Raw genomic sequence first — 25,082 nt, 5'->3', positions numbered from 1 at the left:
GAACTCCATGACCAACTACAGCCTGCGTGCGCGCATGATGATTTTGATCCTCGCCCCGACCGTTCTCATCGGTTTGCTTCTGAGCATCTTCTTTGTTGTGCACCGCTATCATGACCTGCAGCGTCAGCTGGAAGACGCAGGAGCCAGCATTATCGAACCGCTGGCCGTCTCCAGTGAATACGGTATGAACTTGCAAAATCGCGAGTCAATCGGCCAGCTTATTAGCGTGTTACACCGGCGTCATTCGGAGATCGTGCGAGCCATTTCCGTCTATGACGAACATAACCGTCTGTTCGTGACCTCAAATTTCCACCTTGATCCTGGCACGCTGAAAATCCCGGATAACACGCCGTTTCCCCGCAGGCTGAGCGTGGTGCGCCGCGGCGATACCATGATTTTACGCACCCCGATTATCTCCGAAAGCTATTCGCCTGATGAATCCGCCGTATCGGATGCGAAAACCAGCAGTAATATGCTGGGATATGTGGCGCTGGAGTTGGATCTTAAGTCCGTGCGGCTCCAGCAGTACAAAGAAATTTTCATCTCCTCGGTCATGATGCTCTTCTGTATCGGTATCGCCCTGATCTTTGGCTGGCGCCTGATGCGCGACGTGACCAGCCCTATCCGCAACATGGTGAACACCGTTGACCGTATTCGTCGGGGTCAGCTTGATAGCCGCGTTGAAGGATTTATGCTCGGCGAGCTGGATATGTTGAAAAACGGCATTAACTCCATGGCGATGTCGCTGGCTGCCTACCACGAGGAGATGCAGCACAACGTTGACCAGGCCACCTCTGATTTACGTGAAACCCTGGAACAGATGGAGATCCAGAACGTCGAGCTGGATCTGGCCAAAAAGCGTGCCCAGGAGGCGGCGCGCATTAAATCTGAGTTCCTGGCCAATATGTCGCACGAGCTGCGTACGCCACTGAATGGCGTGATTGGCTTTACCCGCCTGACGCTGAAAACGGAGCTTAATCCAACCCAGCGCGATCATCTGCATACCATCGAGCGTTCGGCGAATAACCTGCTGACTATCATTAACGATGTGCTCGACTTCTCGAAGCTGGAAGCGGGCAAGCTGATTCTGGAGAGCATCCCCTTCCCGCTACGTAACACGCTGGATGAAGTGGTCACGCTACTGGCCCACTCCTCCCATGATAAGGGGCTGGAGTTAACGCTGAACATCAAGAATGATGTGCCGGACAACGTGATTGGCGACCCGCTGCGCCTACAGCAGGTGATCACGAATCTGGTGGGCAATGCCATTAAATTTACCGAAAGCGGCAATATCGACGTCCTGGTGGAGAAACGCGCGCTCAGTAATACTAAAGTGCAGATAGAAGTACAGATCCGCGACACCGGCATTGGCATTCCTGAGCGCGATCAGTCCCGGCTGTTCCAGGCATTTCGTCAGGCGGATGCCAGCATCTCGCGGCGCCATGGCGGTACCGGGCTGGGTCTGGTCATCACCCAGAAGCTGGTGAAAGAGATGGGCGGGGATATCTCCTTCCACAGTCAGCCGAGCCGGGGCTCCACCTTCTGGTTCCATATCAATCTCGATCTTAACCCCAACGTGGTGACCGATGGCCCGGTCATGGACTGCCTGCGGGGCAAGCGGCTGGCTTACGTTGAGCCGAATACCGCCGCGGCTCAGAGCACGCTGGATGTGCTCAGCATCACCCCGCTGGAGGTGATTTACAGCCCGACCTTCTCGGCGCTGCCGCAAGACCATTACGATATCCTACTGATGGGGATCCCGGTGACCATTACCGGTGAACTGACCATGCAGCAGGAGCGGCTGGCAAAAGCCGCGTCCATGACCGATTACCTGCTGTTAGCTCTCCCCTGCCACGCCCAGATTAACGCCGAAGAGCTGAAGCATGACGGCGCCGCGGCCTGTCTGTTAAAACCGCTCACCTCCACGCGCCTGTTGCCAGCACTGACTGAATATTGTCGTCTGAATCATTATGCCGTGCCGCTGGTGAACGATGAGAGCAAGCTGTCGATGACGGTGATGGCGGTGGACGATAACCCGGCAAACCTGAAGCTTATTGGCGTACTGCTGGAAGATCAGGTACAGCATATTGAACTGTGCGAAAGCGGGGCAAAAGCGGTGGAGCGCGCCCGGCAGATGCAGTTTGATCTGATTCTGATGGATATTCAGATGCCCGACATGGATGGCATCCGCGCCTGCGAACTAATTCGTCAACTGCCGCACCAGCAGCAAACGCCGGTGATTGCCGTTACGGCGCACGCGATGGCCGGACAGAAGGAGAAGCTGCTCGGCGCAGGCATGAATGACTATCTGGCCAAGCCGATCGATGAAGAGAAGCTGCATAGCCTGCTGCTGCGCTACAAGCCCGGCCCGACAACCACTAGCTGGATTGCCCCGCCTGAAAGCCCGGAGCCGGCGATAAACAATAACGCTACCTTCGACTGGCAGCTGGCATTACGCCAGGCGGCGGGGAAACCGGATCTCGCCAGGGAGATGCTGCAAATGCTGATCGCTTTCCTGCCGGAAATTCGCAACAAGGTGGAAGAACAACTGGTTGGAGAAAATCCGCCGGATCTGCTTGAAGCCATCCATAAGCTGCATGGCAGCTGCGGCTATAGCGGCGTACCGCGTCTGAAAAATCTCTGTCAGCTACTGGAACAGCAATTACGTTCCGGCACCCCGGAAAGCGAGCTGGAGCCTGAGTTTCTGGAACTGCTGGATGAGATGGATAACGTCACGCGGGAAGCCACCAAAATTCTGGTGTTGTAAACGCCAGCGGGAGCAAAGGGAGCTCAGGCTCCCATTCCCACTTTCACTGCCGCCGCAACGTTGCGGGCCGTCATGCGAACGTTCTCGCTGGCGTTTTCCAGCGCCTCTTCCAGCGTGCAGATGGTATAGAGGACGCTAAAGACGGCATCCAGTCCGTGGTCATGTACTACGCCCACGTCGGCGGTCAGGCTGCCGGCGATGCCGATAACCGGCTTGTTGTAACGTTTAGCGATTTTCGCCACGCCGACGGGCACTTTGCCGTGAATGGTCTGGCTGTCGATGCGCCCTTCACCGGTGATCACCAGATCCGCATCGGCTACCTGCCGATCAAGATCTAGCGCGTCGGTCACGATCTCAATTCCCTGGCGCAGGTGCGCACCACAGAACGCGTAGAGTGCGGCACCCATCCCCCCCGCAGCCCCCCCGCCTTCGAGGCTGAGTACATCAACGTCGAGATCCCGGGCGATCACCTGCGCATAGTGTTCCAGCGCCTTATCCAGCCGCGCGATCATCTCAGGGGTCGCCCCTTTTTGTGGGCCAAAGACGGCGGTAGCCCCCTCCTTGCCGGTGAGCGGATTGGTCACGTCACAGGCCACATCAATGCGGCACCCGGCCAGCCGTTTATCCAGACCGCTAATATCAATGCGTGAAATGTTCTCCAGCGCCTCGCCGCCGGGGCCAATTGGCTCACCCTGCGCGTTAAGAAGCTTCGCCCCCAGCGCCTGCACCATACCGGCACCGCCGTCGTTGGTTGCGCTGCCGCCGATGCCGATAATGATATGGTTAACGCCCGCATCCAGCGCATGGCGGATCAGCTCTCCGGTTCCCCAGGAGGTGGTTTTGAGTGGATTACGTTGAGCAGGGGCAACCAGTTCAAGGCCGCTCGCCGCAGCCATTTCAATAAAGGCGCTCTCTTTGTCACCCGAGCGGCCATAAAACCCCTCAACGCTTTCGCCCAGCGGCCCGGTTACGCGCACGTGAACAATTTCGCCCTGAGTGGCGGCCACCATTGCTTCGACGGTGCCTTCACCGCCATCAGCAACCGGCAGTTTGACGTACTCTGCCGTGGGAAAAATCTCGCAAAAACCTTGCTCAATCGCCGTTGCGACTGCCAGAGCACTCAAACTTTCTTTGTATGAGTCCGGTGCAATCACTATTTTCATAAGCCGTCCTTACGCCTGTTAACTCTCGTTAGCTTACACCCGAATAATCGGAGGAGATGCCGGCCCCGTCAGGAACCGGCATGCGGCTTAACGCACCATGCAGGGGCGTTTGTTATCAAACGTCCAGTTCGGGATCAGATACTGCATGCCCATCGCGTCATCACGCGCGCCCAGCCCGTGCTTCTGATACAACTCGTGGGCTTTCATTACCTGATCCATATCCAGTTCAACGCCAAGACCCGGCTTCGACGGCACCTGCACCATCCCGCCCTTGATCTCAAACGGCTCTTTGGTCAGACGCTGGTTCCCCTCCTGCCAGATCCAGTGGGTATCGATAGCGGTAATCGTCCCCGGTGCCGCCGCGGCCACGTGGGTAAACATCGCCAGCGAGATATCGAAGTGGTTATTGGAGTGTGAACCCCAGGTCAGGCCGAACTCGTGACACATCTGCGCCACCCGCACGGAACCATGCATCGTCCAGAAGTGCGGATCGGCCAGCGGAATATCGACCGACTGCAGCGAGAGCGTGTGCCCCATTTGACGCCAGTCGGTAGCGATCATATTAGTTGCGGTGGGCAGGCCCGTCGCGCGGCGGAACTCTGCCATCACTTCACGGCCTGAGAAGCCCTGCTCGGCACCGCACGGATCTTCCGCGTAGGCCAGTACCCCTTTCAGCTGTTTACCAATGCGGATGGCCTCTTCCAGCGACCAGGCCCCGTTGGGATCCAGCGTCACGCGCGCCTGCGGGAAACGTTTTGCCAGTGCGGTAATGGCCTCAGCCTCTTCTTCGCCAGCCAGCACGCCCCCTTTCAGTTTGAAATCGTTAAAGCCATATTTTTCATAGGCTGCCTCTGCCAGACGCACCACCGCATCCGGGGTCATCGCCTCCTCGTGACGGATGCGATACCAGTCGAGTTTCTCATCCGGCTGGCTTTGATACGGCAGCGGGGTCAGTTTGCGATTGCCCACAAAGAACAGGTAGCCCAGCATCTCCACTTCGCTGCGCTGTTGACCGTCGCCCAGCAGCGAGGCAACGTTGACGCCCAGGTGCTGACCGAGCAGATCCAGCAGCGCCGCTTCAATCCCTGTAACCACATGGATGGTCGTACGCAGGTCAAAGGTTTGTAGACCACGCCCGCCCGCATCACGATCGGCAAAGGTGCTACGTACTACGTTAAGGATGTTTTTGTATTCACCCAGCGGTTTGTCCACCACCAACGGAATCGCATCTTCCAGCGTTTTGCGGATCTTCTCACCGCCCGGAATCTCACCCACGCCAGTATGGCCAGCGTTGTCTTTAATGATCACGATGTTACGGGTGAAGAACGGGGCATGTGCGCCGCTCAGGTTCATTAACATGCTGTCATGGCCGGCGACCGGGATAACCTGCATGGAGGTGACGACAGGGGTAGAAAAAGTACTCATATTTCAATCCTTTTAATCAGTGGCGACCAAACGCCGGGCGTTTGCGATCAAATGTCCAGCCGGGGATGAGATACTGCATCGGGCCTGCGTCATTACGCGCCCCACCAGGCAGCTTTTTATACAGCGCATTGGCTTTATGGATCTGATCCCAGTCAAGCTCTACGCCGAGACCCGGCGCATCCGGAACAGCAATCATGCCGTTCTTAATTTCCAGAGGATTTTTGGTCAGGCGCGCATCGCCCTCCTGCCAAATCCAGTGCGTATCGATGGCGGTCGGCTTACCGGGCGCGGCGGCCCCCACGTGGGTAAACATCGCCAGCGAGATATCAAAGTGGTTATTGGAGTGGCAGCCCCAGGTTAAGCCCCAGTCGTCGCACAGTTGCGCAACGCGCACTGCGCCGGAGAGGGTCCAGAAATGGGGATCAGCCAGCGGGATGTCGACCGAGTTCAGCATCACCGCATGACCCATTTCACGCCAGTTTGTCGCGATCATGTTGGTGGCCACCGGCAGCCCGGTGGCGCGGCGAAATTCCGCCATCACCTCGCGTCCGGAGAAGCCCTGCTCTGCGCCACACGGATCTTCCGCGTAGGTCAGGACATCCCCCAGCCCTTTACACAGCCCGATAGCCTCGTCCAGCAGCCAGGCTCCATTAGGATCCACGGTGATTCGCGCCTCAGGGAAACGCTTTTTCAGCGCCCGAATGCTGTCGATCTCCTGTTCGCCCGGCAGCACGCCGCCCTTCAGTTTGAAATCTTTAAAACCGTAACGATCTTGCGCCGCCTCGGCCAGGCGGACCACAGCCTCGCTGGAGAGCGCCTCCTGATGGCGCAGGTGATACCAGTCATGGCTGCCAGGCGTATGCGCCAGATAAGGCAGATCGGTTTTGTTGCGATCCCCGACATAGAACAGATAACCCAGCACCGTGACCGCATCACGCTGTTTGCCCGGACCAAGCAGTTCGCAGACCGGCACATGCAGCGCTTTCCCCAGCAGATCAAGCAGCGCGGCCTCCAGCGCCGCCACCGCGTTGACCCGCAGTTCAAAGGTCCAGGCACCTTTGCCAAAGGTATCGAAATCTGCTGACTGATTGCCCTTATGTACCTGTTGCACCACTTTATTCAGGCGGGCGACCTCTTGCCCTACCACCAGCGAAGTGGCATCCACCAGCGTCTGATAAATAACTTCGCCGCCCGGCGCTTCACCGACGCCGGTATTCCCGGCGTTATCCGTCAGCACCACGATGTTACGGGTGAAGTAAGCATGGTGCGCACCGCCGATATTCAGCAGCATACTGTCCTGGCCGGCGACAGGGATAACCTGCATATCCGTCACAATGGGGCTTGCTTGAGTGTTCATCAGGCGCGTTCTCCCACAGGTTTCAGTTCAATACGTTTAATATCTCCCACCAGCACCAGGTAGCTCAGTACGGCGACCAGAGCATGAACGCCCACATAAATCAGCGCGCCGTTAAAGGAGCCCGTGGTTCCCACGATGTAACCAATGGCAATCGGGGTAACGATACCGGAGATATTGCCGAACATGTTGAACAGACCGCCGCTCAGGCCGCTGATCTCTTTCGGCGCGGTATCGGCCATGACGGCCCATCCCAGCGCACCGATGCCCTTGCCGAAGAAGGCCATCGCCATAAAGCCGATAATCATCCACTCGGCGCTTACATAGTTGCAGAAGATCATGGTCATGGAGAGCAGCATGCCCAGTACGATGGGGGTTTTACGCGCAATATTCAGCGAACCGGTACGACGCATCAGCCAGTCGGAAATGACCCCGCCCAGTACCCCACCAATAAAGCCGCAGACCGCCGGAACAGAGGCGACAAAACCCGCTTTCAGAATCGACATGCCGCGCGCCTGCACCAGATAGACCGGGAACCAGGTGATAAAGAAATAGGTCAGGGCGTTGATACAGTATTGACCCAGATAGATGCCGATCATCATGCGCGAGCCGATGAGCTGTTTGATCTGCCCCCATTTCTGGCTGAACGGTACTTTTACTTTCTCGCTTTTCTGATCCATGTTGATCAGCGCGCCGCCTTCAGCAATGTACTCCAGCTCTTTTTTATTCACGCCAGGGTGTTGGTTCGGCTCGTGGATCACTTTCAGCCAGATAAAGCTGATTACGATCCCCAGTCCGCCCATGAAGAAGAACACGTGCGACCAGCCCACTTCGTGAGTCAGCCAGCCCATGATCGGGGCAAAAATAACCGTGGCGAAGTATTGCGCCGAGTTAAAGATCGCCACCGCCGTTCCCCTCTCCTGCGCCGGGAACCAGGCCGCCACGATTCGACTGTTTCCCGGGAACGATGGCGCTTCTGCCAGCCCGACCAGGAAGCGCAGCGTAAAGAGCGCAACGATAATGCCAAAACCGCTAAAGATATCGACGAACCCCTGCAGCAGGGTAAACATGGACCAGATAAAGATGGACCAGAAATAGACGCGTTTGGAGCCGAAGCGGTCAAGCAACCAGCCGCCGGGGATCTGGCCAATAACATAGGCCCATGAGAAAGCAGAGAAAACATAACCCATACCGACGGGATCGAGCCCGATATCTTTTGCCATCTCTGAACCGGCAATTGACAGGGTGGCGCGGTCGCCATAGTTAAAGGATGTGACGATAAACAACATCACCACTATCCAGTAGCGAGCGTTAGTGCGCTTCTCAGCGCTGCTCGCCGCGTGGCTAAATGTACTCATTGTTGCACTCCTGAATCATAGCTTTTATCGCTACGTTCATTCTGAACAGCACAACCTGTAGGGTAATCAGAATGACGTGTTAGTGTTTTGCAGTTTTTGTACTCAAGGTCATATTTGCCTTGTTGGCTGCATATTTTTTAACTGGCGAGAAAAGTATAAGAAAGGGACAACCTCTCCCTCACCGTGCAACACCACAACATTGGCGGATCGCATGCAGGTTGTTTTTGGCATAAGCCCAACCCAATGGAAGGCAGTTCACGGAAACGTGGCTGAAGTGAAAAAGTGGGGGGAAGAAAGAGAAGAATGTGAAACAGGTCGCTTGACGCAATAGAAAGCCCTCCCGGCGCGGGAGGGCCAACCTTTAGCCGAGAAGTGTGCCCCAGTGTTCAACCCAGGGGTTGGATTCGCTCTCGGGTTCAGGATGCTCGGCGGCGTCAATCATCAGCATGTCGCCCACGCGCTTAGCACTCTGCTCCTGTAACAGCGCATCGAAGAGCTTACCGCCACCACAGAAGTTGGCGTAGCTGCTGTCTCCGAGCGCGATAATGCCGTAGCGCATCTCAGGCTGGTATCCCAGATCTTTAAGCCCCCGGAACAGCGGAACAATACTGTCCGGCAGATCGCCCTGCCCGGTAGTGGACGTGACGACCAGCGCATACAGCCCCTGATACTTCTGCCAGTCGGCCAGCTCAGGATCTTCATACACCGTCGCTTTATGGCCCATCTCCCCAAGGATGGTCTCGGCCTCTTCGGCGACCAGTAGCGCGTTGCCGTACATCGTGCCGACAAAAATTCCGACCTCAGCCATACATGACTCCCTACGTTGAATGCGATTGCTGTTCATCCTGAACGTTGGCGGCAGCAAACTCAACCCTTTCATTTTCGGGGAGTTGTCCACGCCAGCCAAACTGTGACAGGGCCTGCATCCATACCTCATCCAGCCCGGCGCGGATAACCAGCGGCTCGCCGGTGAAAGGATGCGTCAGACTCAGCTGGCTGGCATGCAGCATCAGACGATTGCAGCCAAAATGTTCTGCGGCGCTGCGGTTCTGGCGCAGGTCGCCATGCTTGCTGTCGCCGATAATCGGGTGGCGGAGGTGGGCCAGATGACGACGAAGTTGATGTTTGCGCCCGGTTTTGGGCTCCAGCTCCACCAGACTGTATCGGGTAGTGGGGAATTTACTGGTAGCCACAGCCATTTCGGTGGTGGCAAAGCCGCGATAGTGCGTCACCGCAGGCTGCGGGTCTTTGTCTTCGCGCGCGTATTTATCACCGATTTTATCCAGCTCTTCCACCAGCGGGTAATCGAGGGTTGCCGTCTCCGTTAACCAGCCGCGCACAATAGCGTGGTAACGTTTCTGGATCTGATGCTGTTCGAATTGCTGCGACAACAGGCGCCCGGCCTCGCTGGAAAGCCCCATGAGCAGGACACCAGAGGTAGGGCGATCGAGACGATGGACAGTAAATACGTGCTGCCCAATCTGGTCGCGCACGGTTTGCATCACCACCACTTTCTCATCGCGATCGAGCCAGCTGCGGTGCACAAGCCAGCCGGAGGGCTTGTTCACCGCCACCAGCCACTCATCCTGATAAAGGATTTCAATCATGCTTTGCCGCCGAACAGGGCGTCGAGCGCCTCGAGTTCCGCCAGCAGCGCATCGCGTGCGGGGTGGGCGGCATCCAGCGCCATTTCGTAATAGGGTGCAACGGCAAAAGCTTGCGGCAGCGGATGGCTGCTATCAAGCAGTGCGTGCAGTCGGGGGATCATTACCCACTGCAGCCACTCAAACGGTGCCAGGGTGTCCAGGCAGAATGGCTGCGTACTGGCAAACGCCTCTGGCGCTGGCGCCGCTGTTTGCCAGAGCTGCTGCGCCTGCATTAGGGCTTCGAGTGCGTGCAACTGCGCGCGCACGCTTTCGTGATGGGTCATATCACCTCCACTGAAAATCTGAACGGCGCGCAGCATAGCAAAGACCGCGCAGAAATAAAAAAAGGGAGCACTGTAAAAACAGTGCTCCCGGTTCGTTTCGCAGCAATCCAGCTACTTTTCGTGCTCCCTGCTCATCCGTGACAACTTTTCCTCTGACCCGAAGGCCTGGTCATCCGTTTACCGCTGCATCCTGCATCACACCGTCCTGGCGTGATTGTCCATCCTGAGACGTCCTGGCCTTCCTGACCCACCGGGCATCCTGACCGGCTCTCGTTCTCCTTCCTGGAGGTGTCCCTTACGCGTCCTGCGTGTTCCGCTTTGCTTCGTCCAGAAGCCTTCCTTGTAACGCCTTCCTGACGTGTCCTGCTTTAGTAACGCCATCATCCTGATGTTCGTTGCTGGTGTTGACTTCCTGTCAACGAATATAGAATCCGCCATTCCGCTTCGTCTTACAAGGCATGCTGTAAGCCTGACGAAGGCGGCGCTAAGTGAATAGCAGCGTGTGCTACCATATAAATGGTTGATTATATGAAGATAAAAAGAATTATCTGAAAAACTATCTTAAGAAGATTCCAGCGATCTCTCACAAGCTTTGTAAGAGATCTCTTACAAGACGAGTAGTATGCCGGATTACACGACGGGCTGTAGTTGATTGAGGAAATCCGCAAGATTATTTGCGATAACTTCACGTTGGCGGGTGCCGAGCGTCTCTCTAATCACCTCGCCGGAAAGGTTGCACAGGGAAATTACGTCCAGCTCGCTATCCAGTGTGGCAATAAAAAACGTAGGCGATAGCTTAAGGCGTTTCTGTGTGACCAGATGGCCGATCAGATTTTCCTGCACACGCTGGAAATCGGTTTCGCTCCAGCTTTGCAGCAACATCATCGTGCAATTGCCAAATCTGGCGCCCATATCCCCGGCAAACTGTGAGGTATAGAAAGCAGTAACGGCTGGTTGTACCACAATGTCCATCGCCCGTTCAATGCCCTTTACATTTTGCTCAGCCGTGAAAGGTTGCGGCTGCCAGATGACCACGCCGTCGCAGGTGCTGATGATGCACGGAGAGGGAACCCCTACGTACTCTTCGCTTTGCGGCCAGGTGCCCTTTTGATCATGCCAGGCATCGCAATAACGTGTGGTAAAGCCCTTCAGGGCAGCTGCGATCTCTTTTTCCACCGATTTCTCTCTTCACTTAAGCCAGGATACACTCAGCCCTATAGTTTACCGTTAAAGCGACAATGAAACATGTCTTACGAAGGAAATCAGGCCCTGACGGGCTTAACATTGGGTAAAACCACCGATTATCGTGATGTCTATGACGCCAGCCTGCTCCAGGGCGTGCCGCGTAGTCTGAACCGCGATCCGCTGGGGCTGAGCGCAGATGCTCTCCCCTTCCATGGCGGTGATATCTGGACGCTGTACGAGCTTTCATGGCTCAATGCGCGCGGCCTGCCGCAAGTAGCGGTGGGCCATGTCGAACTGGACTACACCAGCGTGAATCTGGTGGAATCCAAAAGCTTTAAGCTCTATCTCAATAGCTTTAATCAGACGCGATTCACGAGCAGGGAAGAGGTACAAGAAACCTTGCAGCGCGATTTAAGCGCCTGCGCCCAGGGTAAGGTGACGGTGGCGCTCTATCGCCTGCATGAACTGGAAGGTCAGCCCATCGCCCACCTGCACGGTACCTGTATCGACGAGCAGGCCATCGACATCGACAACTACGAATTTGACACCGCTTATCTGCAAGATGCTGCCAGCGGCGATGTAGTGGAAGAGACCCTGGTGAGCCACCTGCTGAAATCTAACTGTCTGATCACCCATCAGCCGGACTGGGGCTCGGTACAGATTCAGTACCGCGGTGGCAAAATCGATCGTGAAAAACTGCTGCGCTACCTCGTCTCTTTCCGTCATCACAACGAATTTCACGAGCAGTGCGTAGAGCGGATTTTTAATGACATTCTGCACTTCTGTCAGCCAGAGTCTCTGAGCGTGTACGCCCGCTATACCCGCCGCGGCGGCCTGGATATCAATCCATGGCGCAGTAACAGCGATTTTGTGCCGGCCACCGGCCGCCTGGTCCGTCAGTAAAGTAAATAATTTCACAATAATGCGCGGTCTGTTCCGCGCTTTAGGTTGTGAAAGGTCATAAGCCAGGGCTATTGTAATCAACAGGGAATGACGATAAACGTCCCATAAGGAGCTCACTTGATTACACATATTAGCCCGCTTGGCTCTATGGATATGTTGTCGCAGCTGGAAGTGGACATGCTTAAAAGCACGGCCAGCAGCGATCTTTATCAACTGTTTCGCAACTGTTCACTTGCCGTTCTGAACTCCGGAAGCCTGACCGATAACAGCAAAGAGCTGCTCTCGCGCTTCGAAAGTTTTGACATTAACGTCCTGCGTCGCGAACGCGGCGTGAAGCTGGAACTGATTAATCCACCGGAAGATGCCTTTGTGGATGGGCGCATTATTCGCTCCCTGCAGGCGAACCTCTTTGCGGTGCTGCGTGACATCCTGTTTGTTAATGGCCAAATCAGCAACGCCGGGCGATTCCAGCATCTGGATCTGGAAAGCTCGACCCACATTACCAACCTGGTCTTTTCTATTTTACGTAACGCCCGTGCCCTGCACGTGGGCGAAGCGCCGAGTATGGTCGTCTGCTGGGGTGGCCACTCCATCAACGAAACCGAGTATTTGTATGCCCGTCGGGTGGGAACCCAACTGGGCCTGCGTGAACTGAATATCTGCACCGGCTGCGGCCCGGGCGCTATGGAAGCGCCAATGAAAGGGGCTGCCGTAGGCCATGCCCAGCAGCGCTACAAAGAGGGGCGTTTTATCGGGATGACCGAACCCTCGATCATTGCCGCTGAGCCGCCTAACCCGCTAGTTAACGAACTGATTATCATGCCGGATATCGAAAAACGCCTTGAGGCGTTTGTCCGTATTGCGCACGGTATAATCATCTTCCCGGGCGGGGTAGGTACCGCAGAAGAGCTGCTGTACTTGCTCGGCATTCTGATGCACCCGGCGAACAAGGATCAGGTGTTGCCGCTGATCCTCACCGGCCCGAAAGAGAGCGCAGATTACTTCCGCGTGCTGGATGAATTTATTGTCCATACGCTGGGCGAAGCGGCTCGTCGTCACTATCTCATCATCATCGATGACGCGGCGGAAGTGGCGCGGCAGATGAAAAAAGCGATGCCGCTGGTCAAAGAGAACCGTCGCGAAACCGGGGATGCCTACAGCTTTAACTGGTCTATCCGTATCGCGCCGGATCTGCAGATCCCGTTTGAACCGTCGCATGAAAATATGGCGAACCTGAAACTTTACCCTGATCAGCCCGTTGAAGTTTTGGCTGCGGATCTGCGTCGTGCCTTCTCTGGCATCGTGGCGGGTAACGTGAAAGAGGTCGGGATCCGCGCTATCGAGGCGTACGGTCCTTATAAAATTCATGGCGATCCTGAAATGATGCGCCGTATGGACGACCTGCTGCAGGGCTTCGTTGCTCAGCATCGTATGAAATTACCGGGCTCTGCCTATATCCCCTGCTACGAAATCTGCGCCTAATCTGCTTTTGCCCGGTTAACATGCCGGGCAATTTCCCGCCCCTGTGCTCCTCATCATCTTGTTCATAGTCATCAGGCATATAGACACACCCATATCATTCCTCAATCTTATAGTTTTTCGCATTCTGCTGCGCGCGCAAACGTTTACTTGGAATGTGTAACCGGAAAATATCACCACTAATCAAGGTTATTTGCTGGAATATCCTGAAAATCACCATCTTTACAGCGTAAGCCACCTATCTCTCTGGTAACGCTTTCAGCCTGTATGTCGTTAATGGTAGCCTTCGCGCCCGTAAATTCGCTTTGAAGTTTTTTTAGCAGATAAATGGTCTAAAGATATGCATCTCAAAAGTGGATTATTGCAATTGGGATCAAGATCACTGAAGGATTCATAACGAAAATGTATCTTTCCGCCCGCCAATAGTTACGGGCAAAAATTATATAAAAACCGTCACTAAACGAATTTCATATTACCGTTGGGCACTTTTTTATCGGATTCGACTAAAAAACCTGACAATTCGCTTCCTCCAGGAGATACAGATGGAAACTACTCAAACCAGCACCGTTGCTTCGATTGATTCCCGAAGCGGCTGGCGCAAAACGGATACCATGTGGATGCTTGGCCTGTACGGCACAGCAATCGGCGCTGGTGTACTGTTCCTTCCAATCAACGCAGGCGTAGGCGGTCTGATCCCGCTGATCATCATGGCGATCATCGCTTTCCCGATGACCTACTTTGCCCACCGCGGTCTGACCCGTTTCGTCCTGTCCGGTAAAAACCCGGGTGAAGACATCACGGAAGTGGTTGAAGAGCACTTCGGCGTTGGCGCAGGTAAACTGATTACCCTGCTCTACTTCTTCGCGATTTACCCGATTCTGTTGGTGTACAGCGTAGCAATCACCAACACGGTTGAAAGCTTCATGACGCACCAACTGCAGATGACCCCGCCACCGCGCGCCATTCTGTCGCTGATCCTTATCGTGGGCATGATGACTATCGTCCGTTTCGGCGAGCAGATGATCGTGAAAGCGATGAGCGTGCTGGTCTTCCCGTTCGTTGCGGCGCTGATGCTGCTGGCTTGCTACCTGATCCCACAGTGGAACGGTGCAGCGCTGGAAACCCTGTCTCTGAGCAGCGCTTCCGCAACCGGCAACGGCCTGCTGTTGACCCTGTGGCTGGCAATCCCGGTGATGGTCTTCTCCTTCAACCACTCGCCGATCATCTCCTCCTTCGCAGTAGCGAAGCGTGAAGAGTACGGCGATAAAGCAGAGAAGAAATGCTCCAGCATTCTGGCACGTGCGCACATCATGATGGTGCTGACCGTTATGTTCTTCGTCTTCAGCTGCGTACTGAGCCTCTCTCCGGCGGATCTGGCGGCGGCGAAAGAGCAGAACATCTCTATTCTCTCTTACCTGGCGAACCACTTTAACGCACCGCTGATTGCCTGGATGGCGCCAATTATCGCCATTATCGCGATCACTAAATCCTTCCTGGGCCACTACCTGGGCGCACGTGAAGGCTTCAACGGTATGGTGATTAAATCTCTGCGCGGTAAAGGCAAGAGCATTGAAATCAACAAGCTGAACAAAATCACTGCGCTGTTTATGCTGCTGACCACCTGGGCAGTTGCAACCCTGAACCCAAGCATCCTGGGGATGATTGAAACCCTGGGCGGCCCGGTTATCGCGATGATTCTGTTCCTGATGCCGATGTATGCGATTCAGAAAGTGCCTGCGATGCGTAAATACAGCGGCCATATCAGCAACGTATTCGTTGTGATTATGGGCCTGATTGCCATCTCCGCTATCTTCTACTCGCTGTTCGCTTAATTCCTTTCGCGCCGTCCTCGGGCGGCGCACTCTCTCCTCTTCAGACTGAAAGCAACGGACGCATCATGATTAGCGTATTCGATATTTTCAAAATCGGTATTGGTCCCTCCAGCTCTCATACTGTTGGCCCAATGAAAGCCGGTAAACAATTCACGGACGATCTGATTTCACACGGCATTCTCCATGACACCACCCGCGTAGTCGTGGATGTCTACGGCTCCCTCTCCTTAACCGGAAAAGGTCACCATACGGATATCGCCATTATCATGGGGCTGGCGGGTAACCTGCCGGATACCGTCGATATTGATGCGATCCCGAGCTTTATCCAGGACGTGAATACCCATGGTCGTCTGCTGCTGGCGAACGGCGAACATGAGGTTGAGTTCCCGGTTGACCACTGCATGAATTTCCATGCGGATAACCTGTCGCTGCATGAAAATGGCATGCGTATTACCGCGTTGGCTGGCGATAAAGTCCTGCACAGCAAAACCTATTACTCTATCGGCGGCGGTTTTATCGTCGACGAAGAACACTTTGGGCAAAGCAGCAACGACACTGTGGCGGTGCCTTACCCGTACAAATCGGCAGCCGATCTGCAACGCCATTGTCAGGAGAGCGGTCTGTCGCTCTCTGGCCTGATGATGAAAAACGAGCTGGCGCTGCACAGCAAAGAAGAGCTGGAACAGCACTTTGCGAACGTCTGGGAAGTGATGCGTGGCGGGATCGAGCGCGGAATTACGACCGAAGGCGTATTACCGGGTAAGCTGCGCGTTCCACGTCGTGCCGCCGCGCTGCGCCGCATGCTGGTCAGCGCCGATAAGACCACCACAGACCCGATGGCGGTCGTGGACTGGATCAATATGTTCGCGCTGGCCGTGAACGAAGAGAACGCCGCTGGTGGACGTGTGGTAACGGCACCGACCAATGGCGCGTGCGGGATCGTGCCGGCAGTACTGGCTTACTACGACAAATTCATCCGCGAAGTGAACGCTAACTCACTGGCACGCTATATGCTGGTGACCAGCGCGATTGGTTCGCTCTATAAGATGAATGCGTCTATCTCCGGCGCCGAAGTGGGCTGTCAGGGTGAGGTTGGTGTGGCCTGCTCGATGGCTGCAGCAGGTCTGGCTGAGTTGCTCGGCGGTAGCCCGGCGCAAGTCTGTATTGCGGCGGAAATCGGTATGGAACACAACCTTGGCCTTACCTGCGACCCGGTTGCCGGACAGGTACAAGTCCCCTGCATTGAGCGTAACGCGATTGCCTCGGTAAAAGCGGTTAACGCTGCGCGTATGGCCCTGCGCCGCACCAGCGAGCCGCGCGTCTGCCTCGATAAGGTTATCGAAACCATGTTCGAGACCGGTAAAGACATGAACGCCAAATACCGCGAAACCTCCCGCGGCGGCCTGGCGATGAAAATCGTTGCCTGCGACTAACCTTTAGCGCCTCGTTTTTGCGAGGCGCTTTCCCGTTTCACCCACCACGCGTAGTTTCATCCTGCCGACAGTGATACCCTTTATTCACAAGATGGAAGGAGATTATCTGTGGCTGTTCATTTGCTTATTGTCGACGCGCTTAACCTGATTCGCCGTATCCATGCGGTACAGGGTACGCCCTGTAAGGATACCTGCGTCCACGCGCTGGAGCAGTTAATCCGCCACAGCGAGCCCACGCATGTGGTGGCGGTGTTTGACGACGAAGCACGCAATACCGGCTGGCGACATCAGCGTCTGCCCGACTACAAAGCCGGACGCGCTCCTATGCCCGACGACCTGCACAGCGAAATGCCAGCCCTGCGTACGGCATTTGAACAGCATGGCGTTCCCTGCTGGGGGGCCCAGGGCAACGAAGCCGACGATCTCGCGGCTACGCTGGCAGTCAAAGTAGCCAGCGCCGGACACCAGGCCACTATCGTCTCTACCGACAAAGGCTACTGCCAGTTGCTCTCCCCCACCATCCGCATTCGTGATTACTTTCAGAAACGCTGGCTGGATGCCCCCTTTATCGCCAGTGAATTTGGCGTGACCCCTGAGCAACTCCCCGACTACTGGGGGCTGGCAGGCATTAGCAGTTCAAAGGTGCCCGGCGTGGCCGGTATCGGGCCGAAAAGCGCAGCCCAGCTCTTGAACGACTTTCACTCTCTGGAAGGTATCTATGACCGGCTGGATGAGGTGCCTGAAAAGTGGCGTAAGAAACTGGTGGAGCATAAAGAGATGGCGTTTATCTGTCGGGACGTGGCGAGATTACAGACGGATTTACAGCTCGACGGGAATTTACAGCAGTTGCGGTTAACGCGGTAATTCCCTTCAACCTAGCCCTCGCCCGGGGGAGAGGGAATCAGACCGCGCAGACTTTTCCCCCTCGCCCCTTGGGGATGAGGGGATTTCAGTGCACTATCGCTCGTCGCGGCGTCCACCGACCGCAGCCCACCAGCGACGAACATGTACCGTCACCTCTTCGCGATCGTGATACAACTGACGCGCCTGGATCACCACGTTAATACCGTTAGCATCCATCTGCTCCTGAATATAAGCCAGGTTCTGCGACACCTCTTCGTAGCGCTTCTTCATTGGCAGCTTGAGGTTGAAAATGGTTTCACGACACCAGCCATTTACCAGCCAGGAGGCCATCAGCGCAGCCACTTTCGCCGGTTTTTCCACCATATCGCATACCATCCAGGTGATGTTATTGCGGGTCGGGCGATAGCGGAAGCCATCTTCACGCAGCCAGGTCACCTGCCCGGTATCCATCAGGCTCTGCGCCATCGGGCCGTTATCAACGGAGGCAACCCACATGTTGCGCTTCACCAGCTGATAGGTCCAGCCACCAGGGCAAGCCCCCAGATCCACCGCGTGCATGCCATTAGCCAGGCGTTCGTCCCACTCATCAGCCGGAATAAAGACATGAAACGCCTCTTCCAGCTTCAACGTGGAGCGGCTCGGCGCGTCAGACGGGAACTTCAGGCGCGGGATCCCCATATAGAACGGTGAGTTATTGGTGGTCAGCGAGTAGCCTGCGTAGCAGCAGCCCGGGGCAATGAAAAAGATATGCACAACAGGACGTTTTGGCGTCTCGTAGTTGGTCAGTACGCCTGCTTCACGCAGAGCTGCACGCAGCGGTACGGTGAATTTGCGGCAGAACTTCATCAACTCTTTGCTTTCGTTGGTATCGGCGACTTCAACGCGCAGATCGCCCCCCTTCTCAACGACACCCTGCAGCATACCGACGATAGGCGTAATACGATCTTCAGGCGGGAGATCTTTGAGCAGCTCGCCTGCCACAAACATCTGGCGGGCAAAAATCAGGGAGCTAAACGGCAGCTCGCGCACCAGTTTTTCTGCGTCATCCGGCTGATAGCACTCGAATACCACATAACCCGAGTCCTCTTTGACGCGGGCAAAACCAAATACCTCGCGCTTAGCGGCTTTATCGGTGATTTCCGCAGCGCACTCTTTCTCAAAGCCCGGGCGACAATATAAAACAACTTTATTCATGAACAACGCCCTTGCGTTTCAGACGGATAGAACCAATCAACATTAAAAACCACCCCACCAGGAAGCAGACGCCGCCGACAGGGGTAACAAACGCCCAGAGGCGTAAATGTGACAGCGCCAGGCAGTAAAGGCTGCCGCTGAACAATACGGTACCGAGCGCGAGGAAAACGCTGCTCCAGTAGAACCAGATGCTAATGCGGCGCTGCATGGCAACCGCTAAACCGAATATCGCCAGGGTATGAAACGCCTGATATTCAAGGCCGGTCTGGAGCCAGCCCATCTCGACAGCACCCAACGATTTACTTAATACATGCGCACCGAAGGCGCCCAGCGCAACGAAAATAAAGCCACTTATTGCGGCGAAAATTAGCATGAAACGGCTGGTCATGTTCCTGTCCCAAAGTCATGCGTGCAGGCACGCGAAATCATTTATTGCTCATAACGAAAGCGGAATTTCTCTTGCTCACTGGCCGCTTTCGCCAGTATCCATTGCCGGAAGGCGGCTATTTTACCCAGTTCTGCCTGACTGTCATGACAAACCAGATAAAACGCATTTTTACTGACCAGAACATCATTAAATGGACAGACCAGGCGGCCTGCCTCAATTTCGGACTGCGCCATCACGTTGTTCGCCAACGCCACGCCCTGCCCGTGAATAGCAGCCTGTAACACCATCGCGCTGTGGCTGAAGATGGGCCCCTGCTGCACATTGATATGGTTCAGACCCAACTGACGGGTATAAGTTTGCCAGTCGCGGCGAGAAGCATCATGCAAAAGGGTATGTTTCGCCAGGTCGGCAGGTGTTTTCAGCGCCTTTTCACCCGTTAATAATAGCGGTGAGCAGACCGGCAGCAGATATTCTGCGTATAATTTTTCGACACGCAAGCCCGGCCAGTTACCGCGACCATAAAAAATCGCCACGTCGACATCATCCGCGAGCTTATCTTCCTGGCGGTCCACCGCCTGGATTCGAACGTCGATTCCCGGATAAGCTGAGTTAAAGCTTGTGAGCCTCGGCACCAGCCACTGGATGGCAAAACTGGGCAATAAACTGACCGTCAGGGCCCCTTTTGCACTGCGCGCTTGCAGTTTGCGGGTCGCCTCCGTCAGCTGTGAAAAAATCTCTTTGATATCCTGAAAATAGCTCTGTCCCTCTTCCGTTAATAAGAGAGAACGGTTGCGTCGACGGAACAGCTTAAGCCCCAGAAAGTCCTCAAGAGACTTGATTTGATGACTTACTGCGGCCTGCGTCACAAATAGCTCATCTGCCGCGCGAGTGAAACTCAAATGGCGGGCAGCAGCATCAAAAACACGTAATGCGTTCAGTGGTGGTAATCGCTTTGACATGGCTTTATGGCTTAGATGTTAAAGGCTTTTAACAAACAGGAAACAATAGTTAACCTATTAGTTTTTTTTATCTGAGCCATTATAATTTGTCCGTTGAGGAACTACCAGCAAATACCTATAGTGGCGGCACTTCCTGAGCCGGAACGAAGAGCTTTTTCGGAATGCGTGTTCTGAGGGGCTTTTGGCTTACGGTTGTGATGTTGTGTTGTTGTGTTTGCAATTGGTCTGCGATTCAGACCACGGTAGCAACGCTACCAATTTTTCACTTCCTGTACATTTACCCTGTCTGTCCATAGTGATTAATGTAGCACCGCCTAATTGCGGTGCTTTTTTTTATCTGCTATTCCCTTACTTGTTCAGCTCTACCATCTCTTTTACATCAGAGCGGTTGATCTGCTGCTTATTCCCGTTGGCATCCTTATAGGAAATCATACCGGTATCGTTATCGGTCTGCGGCTTCCCTTCAGACACGATGGAACGACCATCGTTGGTATGCATCACATAGTTGTTACCAGAACAGGCGCTCAGGGCAAAAGTAAACATACAGGCAGAGATGATCGCGGCAGTCTTTTTCATAATTCTTCTCCTTCAGCAATTAATGCTATTCATAGCTCGTTTTATGACAGGCTCAGACACTCACCTAACACTATTCAGCATAACGTGCTTCACGCAGGATGCCAGGATAAACAGACAATTCCGATAGAGATCAACCTCCTTGCTCTGCCGGGAATTTTGCGCGACGATCTAGCGATGACCATGAGGAGTCCCATGAACGCTTTCAGTCCTGCCCACTTTCGCGCCCAGTTTCCGGCGCTGGCTGATGCCGGCGTCTACCTTGATAGCGCCGCTACCGCCCTTAAGCCAACGGCGGTCATCGAAGCCACTAACCAGTTTTACAGCCTGAGCGCGGGCAATGTGCATCGTAGCCAGTTTGCCGAAGCCCAGCGCCTGACCGCGCGCTATGAAGCGGCTCGCGAACAGGTGGCGCGCCTGATCCATGCCGAAAGCGGCAAAAACATTGTCTGGACCCGCGGCACCACCGAAGCGATAAATATGGTGGCCCAGAGCTTTGCTCGCCCGCGTCTGCAGCCGGGTGACGAGATCATTGTCAGTGAAGCTGAGCATCACGCCAATCTTGTCCCGTGGTTGATAGTGGCAGAGCAGACCGGCGCCAAAGTCGTGAAACTGCCGCTGGGCGCCGACCTGTTGCCCGATGTTGCGCGTCTGGAGGCGTTGATTACCCCACAAAGCCGGATCCTCGCTCTCGGGCAGATGTCGAACGTCACGGGGGGCTGCCCCGATCTCGCCCAGGCGATAACCCTGGCTCACGCTCATAATATGGTGGTGATGGTGGACGGCGCTCAGGGAGTGGTGCACTTCCCGGCGGATGTACAGGCGCTGGATATTGATTTCTACGCTTTCTCAGGCCACAAGCTGTATGGTCCTACCGGCATCGGCGTCCTTTACGGAAAGGCTGAATTACTGGAGCAGATGTCGCCCTGGCTGGGCGGTGGAAAAATGATTACTGAAGTCAGTTTTGACGGATTCAAAACACAGCCGGTCCCTTATCGCCTGGAGGCCGGTACGCCGAACGTCGCGGGGGTGATAGGCCTGAGCGCCGCCCTGGAGTGGCTTGCAGACATTGACGTGGCGCAGGCCGAAAGCTGGAGCCGTGGGCTGGCGACGCTGGCTGAAGAGGCATTGAAAACGCGTCCGGGCTTCCGTTCGTTTCGTGTTCAGGACTCCAGCCTGCTGGCCTTTGATTTTGCAGGCGTTCATCATAGCGATATGGTTACGTTGCTTGCCCAGTCAGGTATCGCCCTGCGTGCCGGGCAGCACTGCGCCCAGCCGCTGCTGACAGCCCTGGGCGTAAGCGGCACCCTGCGCGCGTCCTTTGCCCCTTACAATACCCAAAGCGATGTCGAGGCGCTGGTCGCCGCCGTGGATCGCGCACTTGCACTACTGGTGGATTAATGACAAGCCCTACCCTGGCCGGACACCCGTTCGGCACCGTCATCACAGAAGAGACGTTAAAAGAGACCTTCGCTCCACTTAATCAGTGGGAAGATAAATATCGCCAGCTCATCCTGCTTGGCAAACAGCTGCCAGCGCTTTCCGATGAACTCAAAGCACAGGCCAGAGAGATCCCCGGTTGTGAAAACCGCGTCTGGCTGGGTGTCACCCGGGTAGGTGATAAGCTGCATTTTATGGGCGACAGTGAAGGGCGTATTGTGCGGGGACTGCTGGCCGTGCTGCTCACGGCTGTCGAAGGTAAAAGCGCAGCGCAGCTGCTGGCCCGCGACCCGCTCACGCTGTTCGATGAGCTGGGGTTACGCGCCCAGCTCAGCGCATCCCGCAGCCAGGGGCTGAATGCGCTGAGTGAAGCGGTGCTGGAGGCAGCGCGTCAGGCCTGACGGTTCGCCTTCGCCATCATTTTCTTCAGGGCGTGAGAGACCGCCACAAAGCCAAAGGAGGCGGTCACCATGGTGGCCGCACCAAAGCCGGAGGCACAATCCATCCGTTTTGGCCCTTCTGCCGTGCTCTTCATTGCGCAGACGGTGCCATCGGCCTGCGGATAAACCAGCGCTTCCGTCGAGAAGACGCAGTCCACCCCCAGTTTACCTTTGCTGTTTTTGACTACGTTGAAATCGCTTTTCAGCCGCTCGCGTAATTTTGCCGCCAGCGGATCCTGAATGGTTTTTGCCAGATCGCTCACCTGAATTTGGGTCGGATCAATTTGCCCGCCAGCTCCCCCCGTGGTAACCAGCGGCACCTTATACCGACGGCAGTAAGCAATCAGCGCCGCTTTCGGGCGCACGCTATCAATAGCATCGATCACATAGCTATAACCGGCACTCATATACTGCGCCACGTTATCCGCCGTCACGAAATCATCGATCACCGTTACCTGGCACTCAGGGTTGATCTGGCGAATACGATCCGCCATGACTTCAGATTTGGCCAGGCCCACGCTGTCGCGCAGGGCATGGATCTGCCGGTTGGTATTGGTGACGCAGACATCATCCATATCAATAAGCGTAATGGCACCGATACCGGTTCGCGCCAGCGCTTCTGCCGCCCAGGAGCCGACGCCGCCAATCCCGACTACGCAAACATGCGCCCCGGCAAAGAGTTGCAGGGCATTTTCACCGTAAAGACGCGCGGTGCCGCCAAAACGCTGGCGCCAGGCGTCGCTGATTACCACAGACATATGACCTCAGATGTAAAAAGGGGTGAGAGTTATCCCTCACCCCGGCCCCCGTCAGAGAGCAGAAAGCATGACGTTAATGTACCACATTTAGCCGCTAAATACGCTGCCACCCGCGCCCGGCGCCGTTTTCAGCACCCAGACGCGGCCATAGTGGTTATACCAGCCCGCGCGGTGACCCGCATCCGGGCCAATCCCCTGATAGATATCGAAGTGCTGACCCTTAATGGCGCCACCTACGTCCAGAGCGACCATCAGGCGCAGTTCGTACTGACCGGAGAACTTACCGTTATTATCCAGCGTCGGTACCTCTGCTAACAGCGTGGTGCCTGGCGGGATCACCGTACGGTCAGAGGCGACGGACGCGCGGCCAATCAGCGGCACCGCGCTTGCCCCTTTCACTGGCGCAAAGTTTTGCGGTTTAAAGAAGACGAAGGAAGGGTTCTGCTCCAGCAGTTCACGGACTTCGCTTTCGCTGTGCTTCTCGCCCCACTCACGGATAGCCTGCATCGACATATCTTCGCGTTTGACTTCACCGCGGTCGATCAGGACCTTGCCGATGCTGCGATAGGCATGGCCGTTTTTACCTGAATAGCTAAAGAAGTTAAGCGGGCTGCCATCACCGAAATCGATATAGCCACTGCCCTGCACATCCATAATGAAGTTATCCATCAGCGAGTTGCTGTAGGCGAGGATATAGTTGTCACTCAGCGCCCCCGCATAGATCTCGGCGCGGGACGGCAGGCGGCCACGCTTCGGTGGCATACGGTAGATAGGATACTGGAACTCACCCTGGCGGGTATGACGCGCTTGCACTACCGGCGTGTAGTAGCCGGTAAACTGGACGTTGCCATAGTTATCGGCCCCTTCCATCTGCCAGGCATCAATACCGTACTGACGCAGCATGCGGGTATCTCCCCCGGCGCGTAACCACTCCTGAATCGCGTTATAAACGGCATTCTGTGAGCCATACAGGCGCGGAGAGGCGGTACGGATCTGGCTTACCTGCTCAGCAAAGTCACCACCATTTATTGGCGCCCCGACGGCATCGGGCTGGTTCACTAAGGAGAAAGGCTGGGTAAATTTCCCGTCTTTATATTGCTGACCGCGATCGGTCGGTTTGGAGGAGCAGGCCGCAAGAATCGCTACCATTGCGCCCGTCATCAGATACTTCGCCCAACGTCCTTTCATTATATCTCGTCTTTTAGTTGCCCGTTTCTGCGAAATGAAGATAACAAACCGCTACAGTGATTGAAATGCGATTACATGCCCAAGGGCAAATTTTGCGCAAAAAATCGCCTTATTGTATCTAATTCGTTCAATTTACATACTATTAGGGTATTTTTACTTAAAAAGGGTTGCAACAATGAGTCAGCAGAGTATAGTGCGCATCCACGGACGCGGGGTGGAGCAGCCTGGTAGCTCGTCGGGCTCATAACCCGAAGGTCGTCGGTTCAAATCCGGCCCCCGCAACCAATTAAAATTTGATGAAGTACAAGTAGTACGGTGACGCGGGGTGGAGCAGCCTGGTAGCTCGTCGGGCTCATAACCCGAAGGTCGTCGGTTCAAATCCGGCCCCCGCAACCAATCAAAATTTAATAAAAATAGAAGCAGTACGGTGACGCGGGGTGGAGCAGCCT

The 25,082-nt window shown here is 55.4% G+C and carries 22 protein-coding genes and 2 tRNA genes; 10 read left to right on the top strand and 14 right to left on the bottom strand.

What is annotated here, in order from left to right:
* The first annotated feature begins 7 nt into the window (after positions 1–7).
* Complete coding sequence (barA, locus tag B3B59_RS04000; protein WP_286808134.1) at positions 8–2,767, top strand: two-component sensor histidine kinase BarA; 2,760 nt, start codon at positions 8–10, stop codon at positions 2,765–2,767.
* A 23-nt stretch (positions 2,768–2,790) separates the two neighbouring features.
* Here the strand turns inward: barA and B3B59_RS03995 are convergent, their stop codons facing one another.
* The 8 genes from B3B59_RS03995 to syd form a co-directional block, all read right to left on the bottom strand.
* Positions 2,791–3,930 (bottom strand): glycerate kinase, encoded by a 1,140-nt coding sequence (locus B3B59_RS03995; protein WP_286808132.1) that lies wholly within the window; start codon positions 3,928–3,930, stop codon positions 2,791–2,793.
* 87 nt (positions 3,931–4,017) lie between these two features.
* On the bottom strand, positions 4,018–5,355 hold the full coding sequence (gene gudD / locus B3B59_RS03990) for a glucarate dehydratase (RefSeq protein ID WP_040074238.1): 1,338 nt from the start codon (positions 5,353–5,355) through the stop codon (positions 4,018–4,020).
* 16 nt (positions 5,356–5,371) lie between these two features.
* Entirely contained in the window at positions 5,372–6,712 is a 1,341-nt protein-coding gene (locus B3B59_RS03985) for a glucarate dehydratase family protein (protein WP_263616797.1), read from the bottom strand.
* Positions 6,712–8,067: an MFS transporter gene (gene gudP / locus B3B59_RS03980; protein WP_207292329.1), complete on the bottom strand. Its 1,356-nt coding sequence runs from the start codon at positions 8,065–8,067 to the stop codon at positions 6,712–6,714. Before gudP ends, B3B59_RS03985 begins: the two co-directional genes overlap by 1 nt.
* A 361-nt stretch (positions 8,068–8,428) precedes the next feature.
* Positions 8,429–8,875 carry a flavodoxin gene (locus B3B59_RS03975; RefSeq protein WP_286808128.1) on the bottom strand — a complete coding sequence of 149 codons (447 nt, stop codon included), beginning with the start codon at positions 8,873–8,875 and terminating at the stop codon, positions 8,429–8,431.
* A 10-nt stretch (positions 8,876–8,885) separates the two neighbouring features.
* Positions 8,886–9,674, bottom strand: coding sequence for a tRNA pseudouridine(65) synthase TruC (gene truC / locus B3B59_RS03970; protein WP_040074234.1), 789 nt, complete (start codon positions 9,672–9,674; stop codon positions 8,886–8,888).
* A complete protein-coding gene (locus tag B3B59_RS03965; protein WP_286808126.1) occupies positions 9,671–9,997 on the bottom strand; it encodes a YqcC family protein in 327 nt (108 codons plus the stop codon). Before B3B59_RS03965 ends, truC begins: the two co-directional genes overlap by 4 nt.
* A gap of 630 nt (positions 9,998–10,627) precedes the next feature.
* Positions 10,628–11,173 (bottom strand): SecY-interacting protein, encoded by a 546-nt coding sequence (gene syd / locus B3B59_RS03960; RefSeq protein ID WP_286808124.1) that lies wholly within the window; start codon positions 11,171–11,173, stop codon positions 10,628–10,630.
* A gap of 69 nt (positions 11,174–11,242) precedes the next feature.
* On the opposite strand from syd, the gene queF reads away from it, so the two are divergent.
* The 5 genes from queF (at position 11,243) to xni (ending at position 17,693) form a co-directional block, all read left to right on the top strand.
* Positions 11,243–12,085 (top strand): NADPH-dependent 7-cyano-7-deazaguanine reductase QueF, encoded by an 843-nt coding sequence (gene queF, locus B3B59_RS03955; RefSeq protein WP_286808122.1) that lies wholly within the window; start codon positions 11,243–11,245, stop codon positions 12,083–12,085.
* Between the two features lie 117 nt (positions 12,086–12,202).
* Positions 12,203–13,567, top strand: a complete 1,365-nt coding sequence (gene ppnN / locus B3B59_RS03950) for a nucleotide 5'-monophosphate nucleosidase PpnN (protein WP_286808120.1) — start codon at positions 12,203–12,205, stop codon at positions 13,565–13,567.
* Between the two features lie 539 nt (positions 13,568–14,106).
* Positions 14,107–15,396, top strand: a complete 1,290-nt coding sequence (locus B3B59_RS03945; RefSeq protein WP_046887072.1) for an HAAAP family serine/threonine permease — start codon at positions 14,107–14,109, stop codon at positions 15,394–15,396.
* Between the two features lie 65 nt (positions 15,397–15,461).
* Positions 15,462–16,829, top strand: a complete 1,368-nt coding sequence (locus B3B59_RS03940; RefSeq protein ID WP_040074228.1) for an L-serine ammonia-lyase — start codon at positions 15,462–15,464, stop codon at positions 16,827–16,829.
* A gap of 108 nt (positions 16,830–16,937) precedes the next feature.
* On the top strand, positions 16,938–17,693 hold the full coding sequence (xni, locus tag B3B59_RS03935) for a flap endonuclease Xni (protein ID WP_207292331.1): 756 nt from the start codon (positions 16,938–16,940) through the stop codon (positions 17,691–17,693).
* A gap of 93 nt (positions 17,694–17,786) precedes the next feature.
* On the opposite strand, the gene rlmM is transcribed toward xni, so the two are convergent.
* The 4 genes from rlmM to B3B59_RS03915 all read right to left on the bottom strand — a co-directional run bounded on the left by rlmM (position 17,787) and on the right by B3B59_RS03915 (position 20,810).
* A complete protein-coding gene (gene rlmM, locus B3B59_RS03930; protein ID WP_040074225.1) occupies positions 17,787–18,887 on the bottom strand; it encodes a 23S rRNA (cytidine(2498)-2'-O)-methyltransferase RlmM in 1,101 nt (366 codons plus the stop codon).
* A complete protein-coding gene (locus B3B59_RS03925) occupies positions 18,880–19,275 on the bottom strand; it encodes a DUF423 domain-containing protein (protein ID WP_040074224.1) in 396 nt (131 codons plus the stop codon). Before B3B59_RS03925 ends, rlmM begins: the two co-directional genes overlap by 8 nt.
* A 41-nt stretch (positions 19,276–19,316) precedes the next feature.
* Entirely contained in the window at positions 19,317–20,234 is a 918-nt protein-coding gene (gcvA, locus tag B3B59_RS03920; RefSeq protein WP_040074222.1) for a glycine cleavage system transcriptional regulator GcvA, read from the bottom strand.
* 348 nt (positions 20,235–20,582) lie between these two features.
* Positions 20,583–20,810, bottom strand: a complete 228-nt coding sequence (locus B3B59_RS03915) for a YgdI/YgdR family lipoprotein (RefSeq protein WP_040074221.1) — start codon at positions 20,808–20,810, stop codon at positions 20,583–20,585.
* A gap of 192 nt (positions 20,811–21,002) precedes the next feature.
* Here B3B59_RS03915 and csdA point away from each other — a divergent pair, with 192 nt between their 5' ends.
* Both csdA and csdE read left to right on the top strand, forming a co-directional pair.
* A complete protein-coding gene (gene csdA, locus B3B59_RS03910; RefSeq protein ID WP_286808118.1) occupies positions 21,003–22,208 on the top strand; it encodes a cysteine desulfurase CsdA in 1,206 nt (401 codons plus the stop codon).
* Positions 22,208–22,648: a cysteine desulfurase sulfur acceptor subunit CsdE gene (csdE, locus tag B3B59_RS03905; RefSeq protein WP_046887076.1), complete on the top strand. Its 441-nt coding sequence runs from the start codon at positions 22,208–22,210 to the stop codon at positions 22,646–22,648. Before csdA ends, csdE begins: the two co-directional genes overlap by 1 nt.
* Here csdE and tcdA read toward each other — a convergent pair.
* Entirely contained in the window at positions 22,639–23,445 is an 807-nt protein-coding gene (gene tcdA / locus B3B59_RS03900) for a tRNA cyclic N6-threonylcarbamoyladenosine(37) synthase TcdA (protein ID WP_286808116.1), read from the bottom strand. The genes csdE and tcdA overlap by 10 nt on opposite strands.
* An 87-nt stretch (positions 23,446–23,532) precedes the next feature.
* A complete protein-coding gene (mltA, locus tag B3B59_RS03895; protein ID WP_040074215.1) occupies positions 23,533–24,633 on the bottom strand; it encodes a murein transglycosylase A in 1,101 nt (366 codons plus the stop codon).
* Between the two features lie 208 nt (positions 24,634–24,841).
* Here mltA and B3B59_RS03890 point away from each other — a divergent pair.
* Together B3B59_RS03890 and B3B59_RS03885 are read left to right on the top strand one after the other, a co-directional pair.
* Positions 24,842–24,918, top strand: a tRNA-Met gene (locus B3B59_RS03890).
* Between the two features lie 34 nt (positions 24,919–24,952).
* A tRNA-Met gene (locus tag B3B59_RS03885) sits at positions 24,953–25,029 on the top strand.
* Positions 25,030–25,082 lie beyond the last annotated feature (53 nt).

This window comes from Leclercia sp. UBA2479, assembly GCF_002341985.1.
Classification (GTDB): domain Bacteria; phylum Pseudomonadota; class Gammaproteobacteria; order Enterobacterales; family Enterobacteriaceae; genus Enterobacter; species Enterobacter pneumoniae.
This window is presented reverse-complemented; position numbering and strand designations above follow the sequence as displayed.

What these genes read in the sequence shown, in the direction of transcription:
- gudD (WP_040074238.1), bottom strand. Translation starts at nt 5,355, where the DNA reads ATGAGTACTTTTTCTACCCCTGTCGTCACCTCCATGCAGGTTATCCCG.
- tcdA (WP_286808116.1), bottom strand. Translation starts at nt 23,445, where the DNA reads ATGTCTGTGGTAATCAGCGACGCCTGGCGCCAGCGTTTTGGCGGCACC.
- B3B59_RS03995 (WP_286808132.1), bottom strand. Translation starts at nt 3,930, where the DNA reads ATGAAAATAGTGATTGCACCGGACTCATACAAAGAAAGTTTGAGTGCT.
- barA (WP_286808134.1), top strand. Translation starts at nt 8, where the DNA reads ATGACCAACTACAGCCTGCGTGCGCGCATGATGATTTTGATCCTCGCC.
- B3B59_RS03940 (WP_040074228.1), top strand. Translation starts at nt 15,462, where the DNA reads ATGATTAGCGTATTCGATATTTTCAAAATCGGTATTGGTCCCTCCAGC.
- csdE (WP_046887076.1), top strand. Translation starts at nt 22,208, where the DNA reads ATGACAAGCCCTACCCTGGCCGGACACCCGTTCGGCACCGTCATCACA.
- B3B59_RS03915 (WP_040074221.1), bottom strand. Translation starts at nt 20,810, where the DNA reads ATGAAAAAGACTGCCGCGATCATCTCTGCCTGTATGTTTACTTTTGCC.
- rlmM (WP_040074225.1), bottom strand. Translation starts at nt 18,887, where the DNA reads ATGAATAAAGTTGTTTTATATTGTCGCCCGGGCTTTGAGAAAGAGTGC.
- gcvA (WP_040074222.1), bottom strand. Translation starts at nt 20,234, where the DNA reads ATGTCAAAGCGATTACCACCACTGAACGCATTACGTGTTTTTGATGCT.
- B3B59_RS03985 (WP_263616797.1), bottom strand. Translation starts at nt 6,712, where the DNA reads ATGAACACTCAAGCAAGCCCCATTGTGACGGATATGCAGGTTATCCCT.
- gudP (WP_207292329.1), bottom strand. Translation starts at nt 8,067, where the DNA reads ATGAGTACATTTAGCCACGCGGCGAGCAGCGCTGAGAAGCGCACTAAC.
- B3B59_RS03945 (WP_046887072.1), top strand. Translation starts at nt 14,107, where the DNA reads ATGGAAACTACTCAAACCAGCACCGTTGCTTCGATTGATTCCCGAAGC.
- truC (WP_040074234.1), bottom strand. Translation starts at nt 9,674, where the DNA reads ATGATTGAAATCCTTTATCAGGATGAGTGGCTGGTGGCGGTGAACAAG.
- queF (WP_286808122.1), top strand. Translation starts at nt 11,243, where the DNA reads ATGTCTTACGAAGGAAATCAGGCCCTGACGGGCTTAACATTGGGTAAA.
- B3B59_RS03965 (WP_286808126.1), bottom strand. Translation starts at nt 9,997, where the DNA reads ATGACCCATCACGAAAGCGTGCGCGCGCAGTTGCACGCACTCGAAGCC.
- mltA (WP_040074215.1), bottom strand. Translation starts at nt 24,633, where the DNA reads ATGAAAGGACGTTGGGCGAAGTATCTGATGACGGGCGCAATGGTAGCG.
- csdA (WP_286808118.1), top strand. Translation starts at nt 21,003, where the DNA reads ATGAACGCTTTCAGTCCTGCCCACTTTCGCGCCCAGTTTCCGGCGCTG.
- B3B59_RS03975 (WP_286808128.1), bottom strand. Translation starts at nt 8,875, where the DNA reads ATGGCTGAGGTCGGAATTTTTGTCGGCACGATGTACGGCAACGCGCTA.
- B3B59_RS03925 (WP_040074224.1), bottom strand. Translation starts at nt 19,275, where the DNA reads ATGACCAGCCGTTTCATGCTAATTTTCGCCGCAATAAGTGGCTTTATT.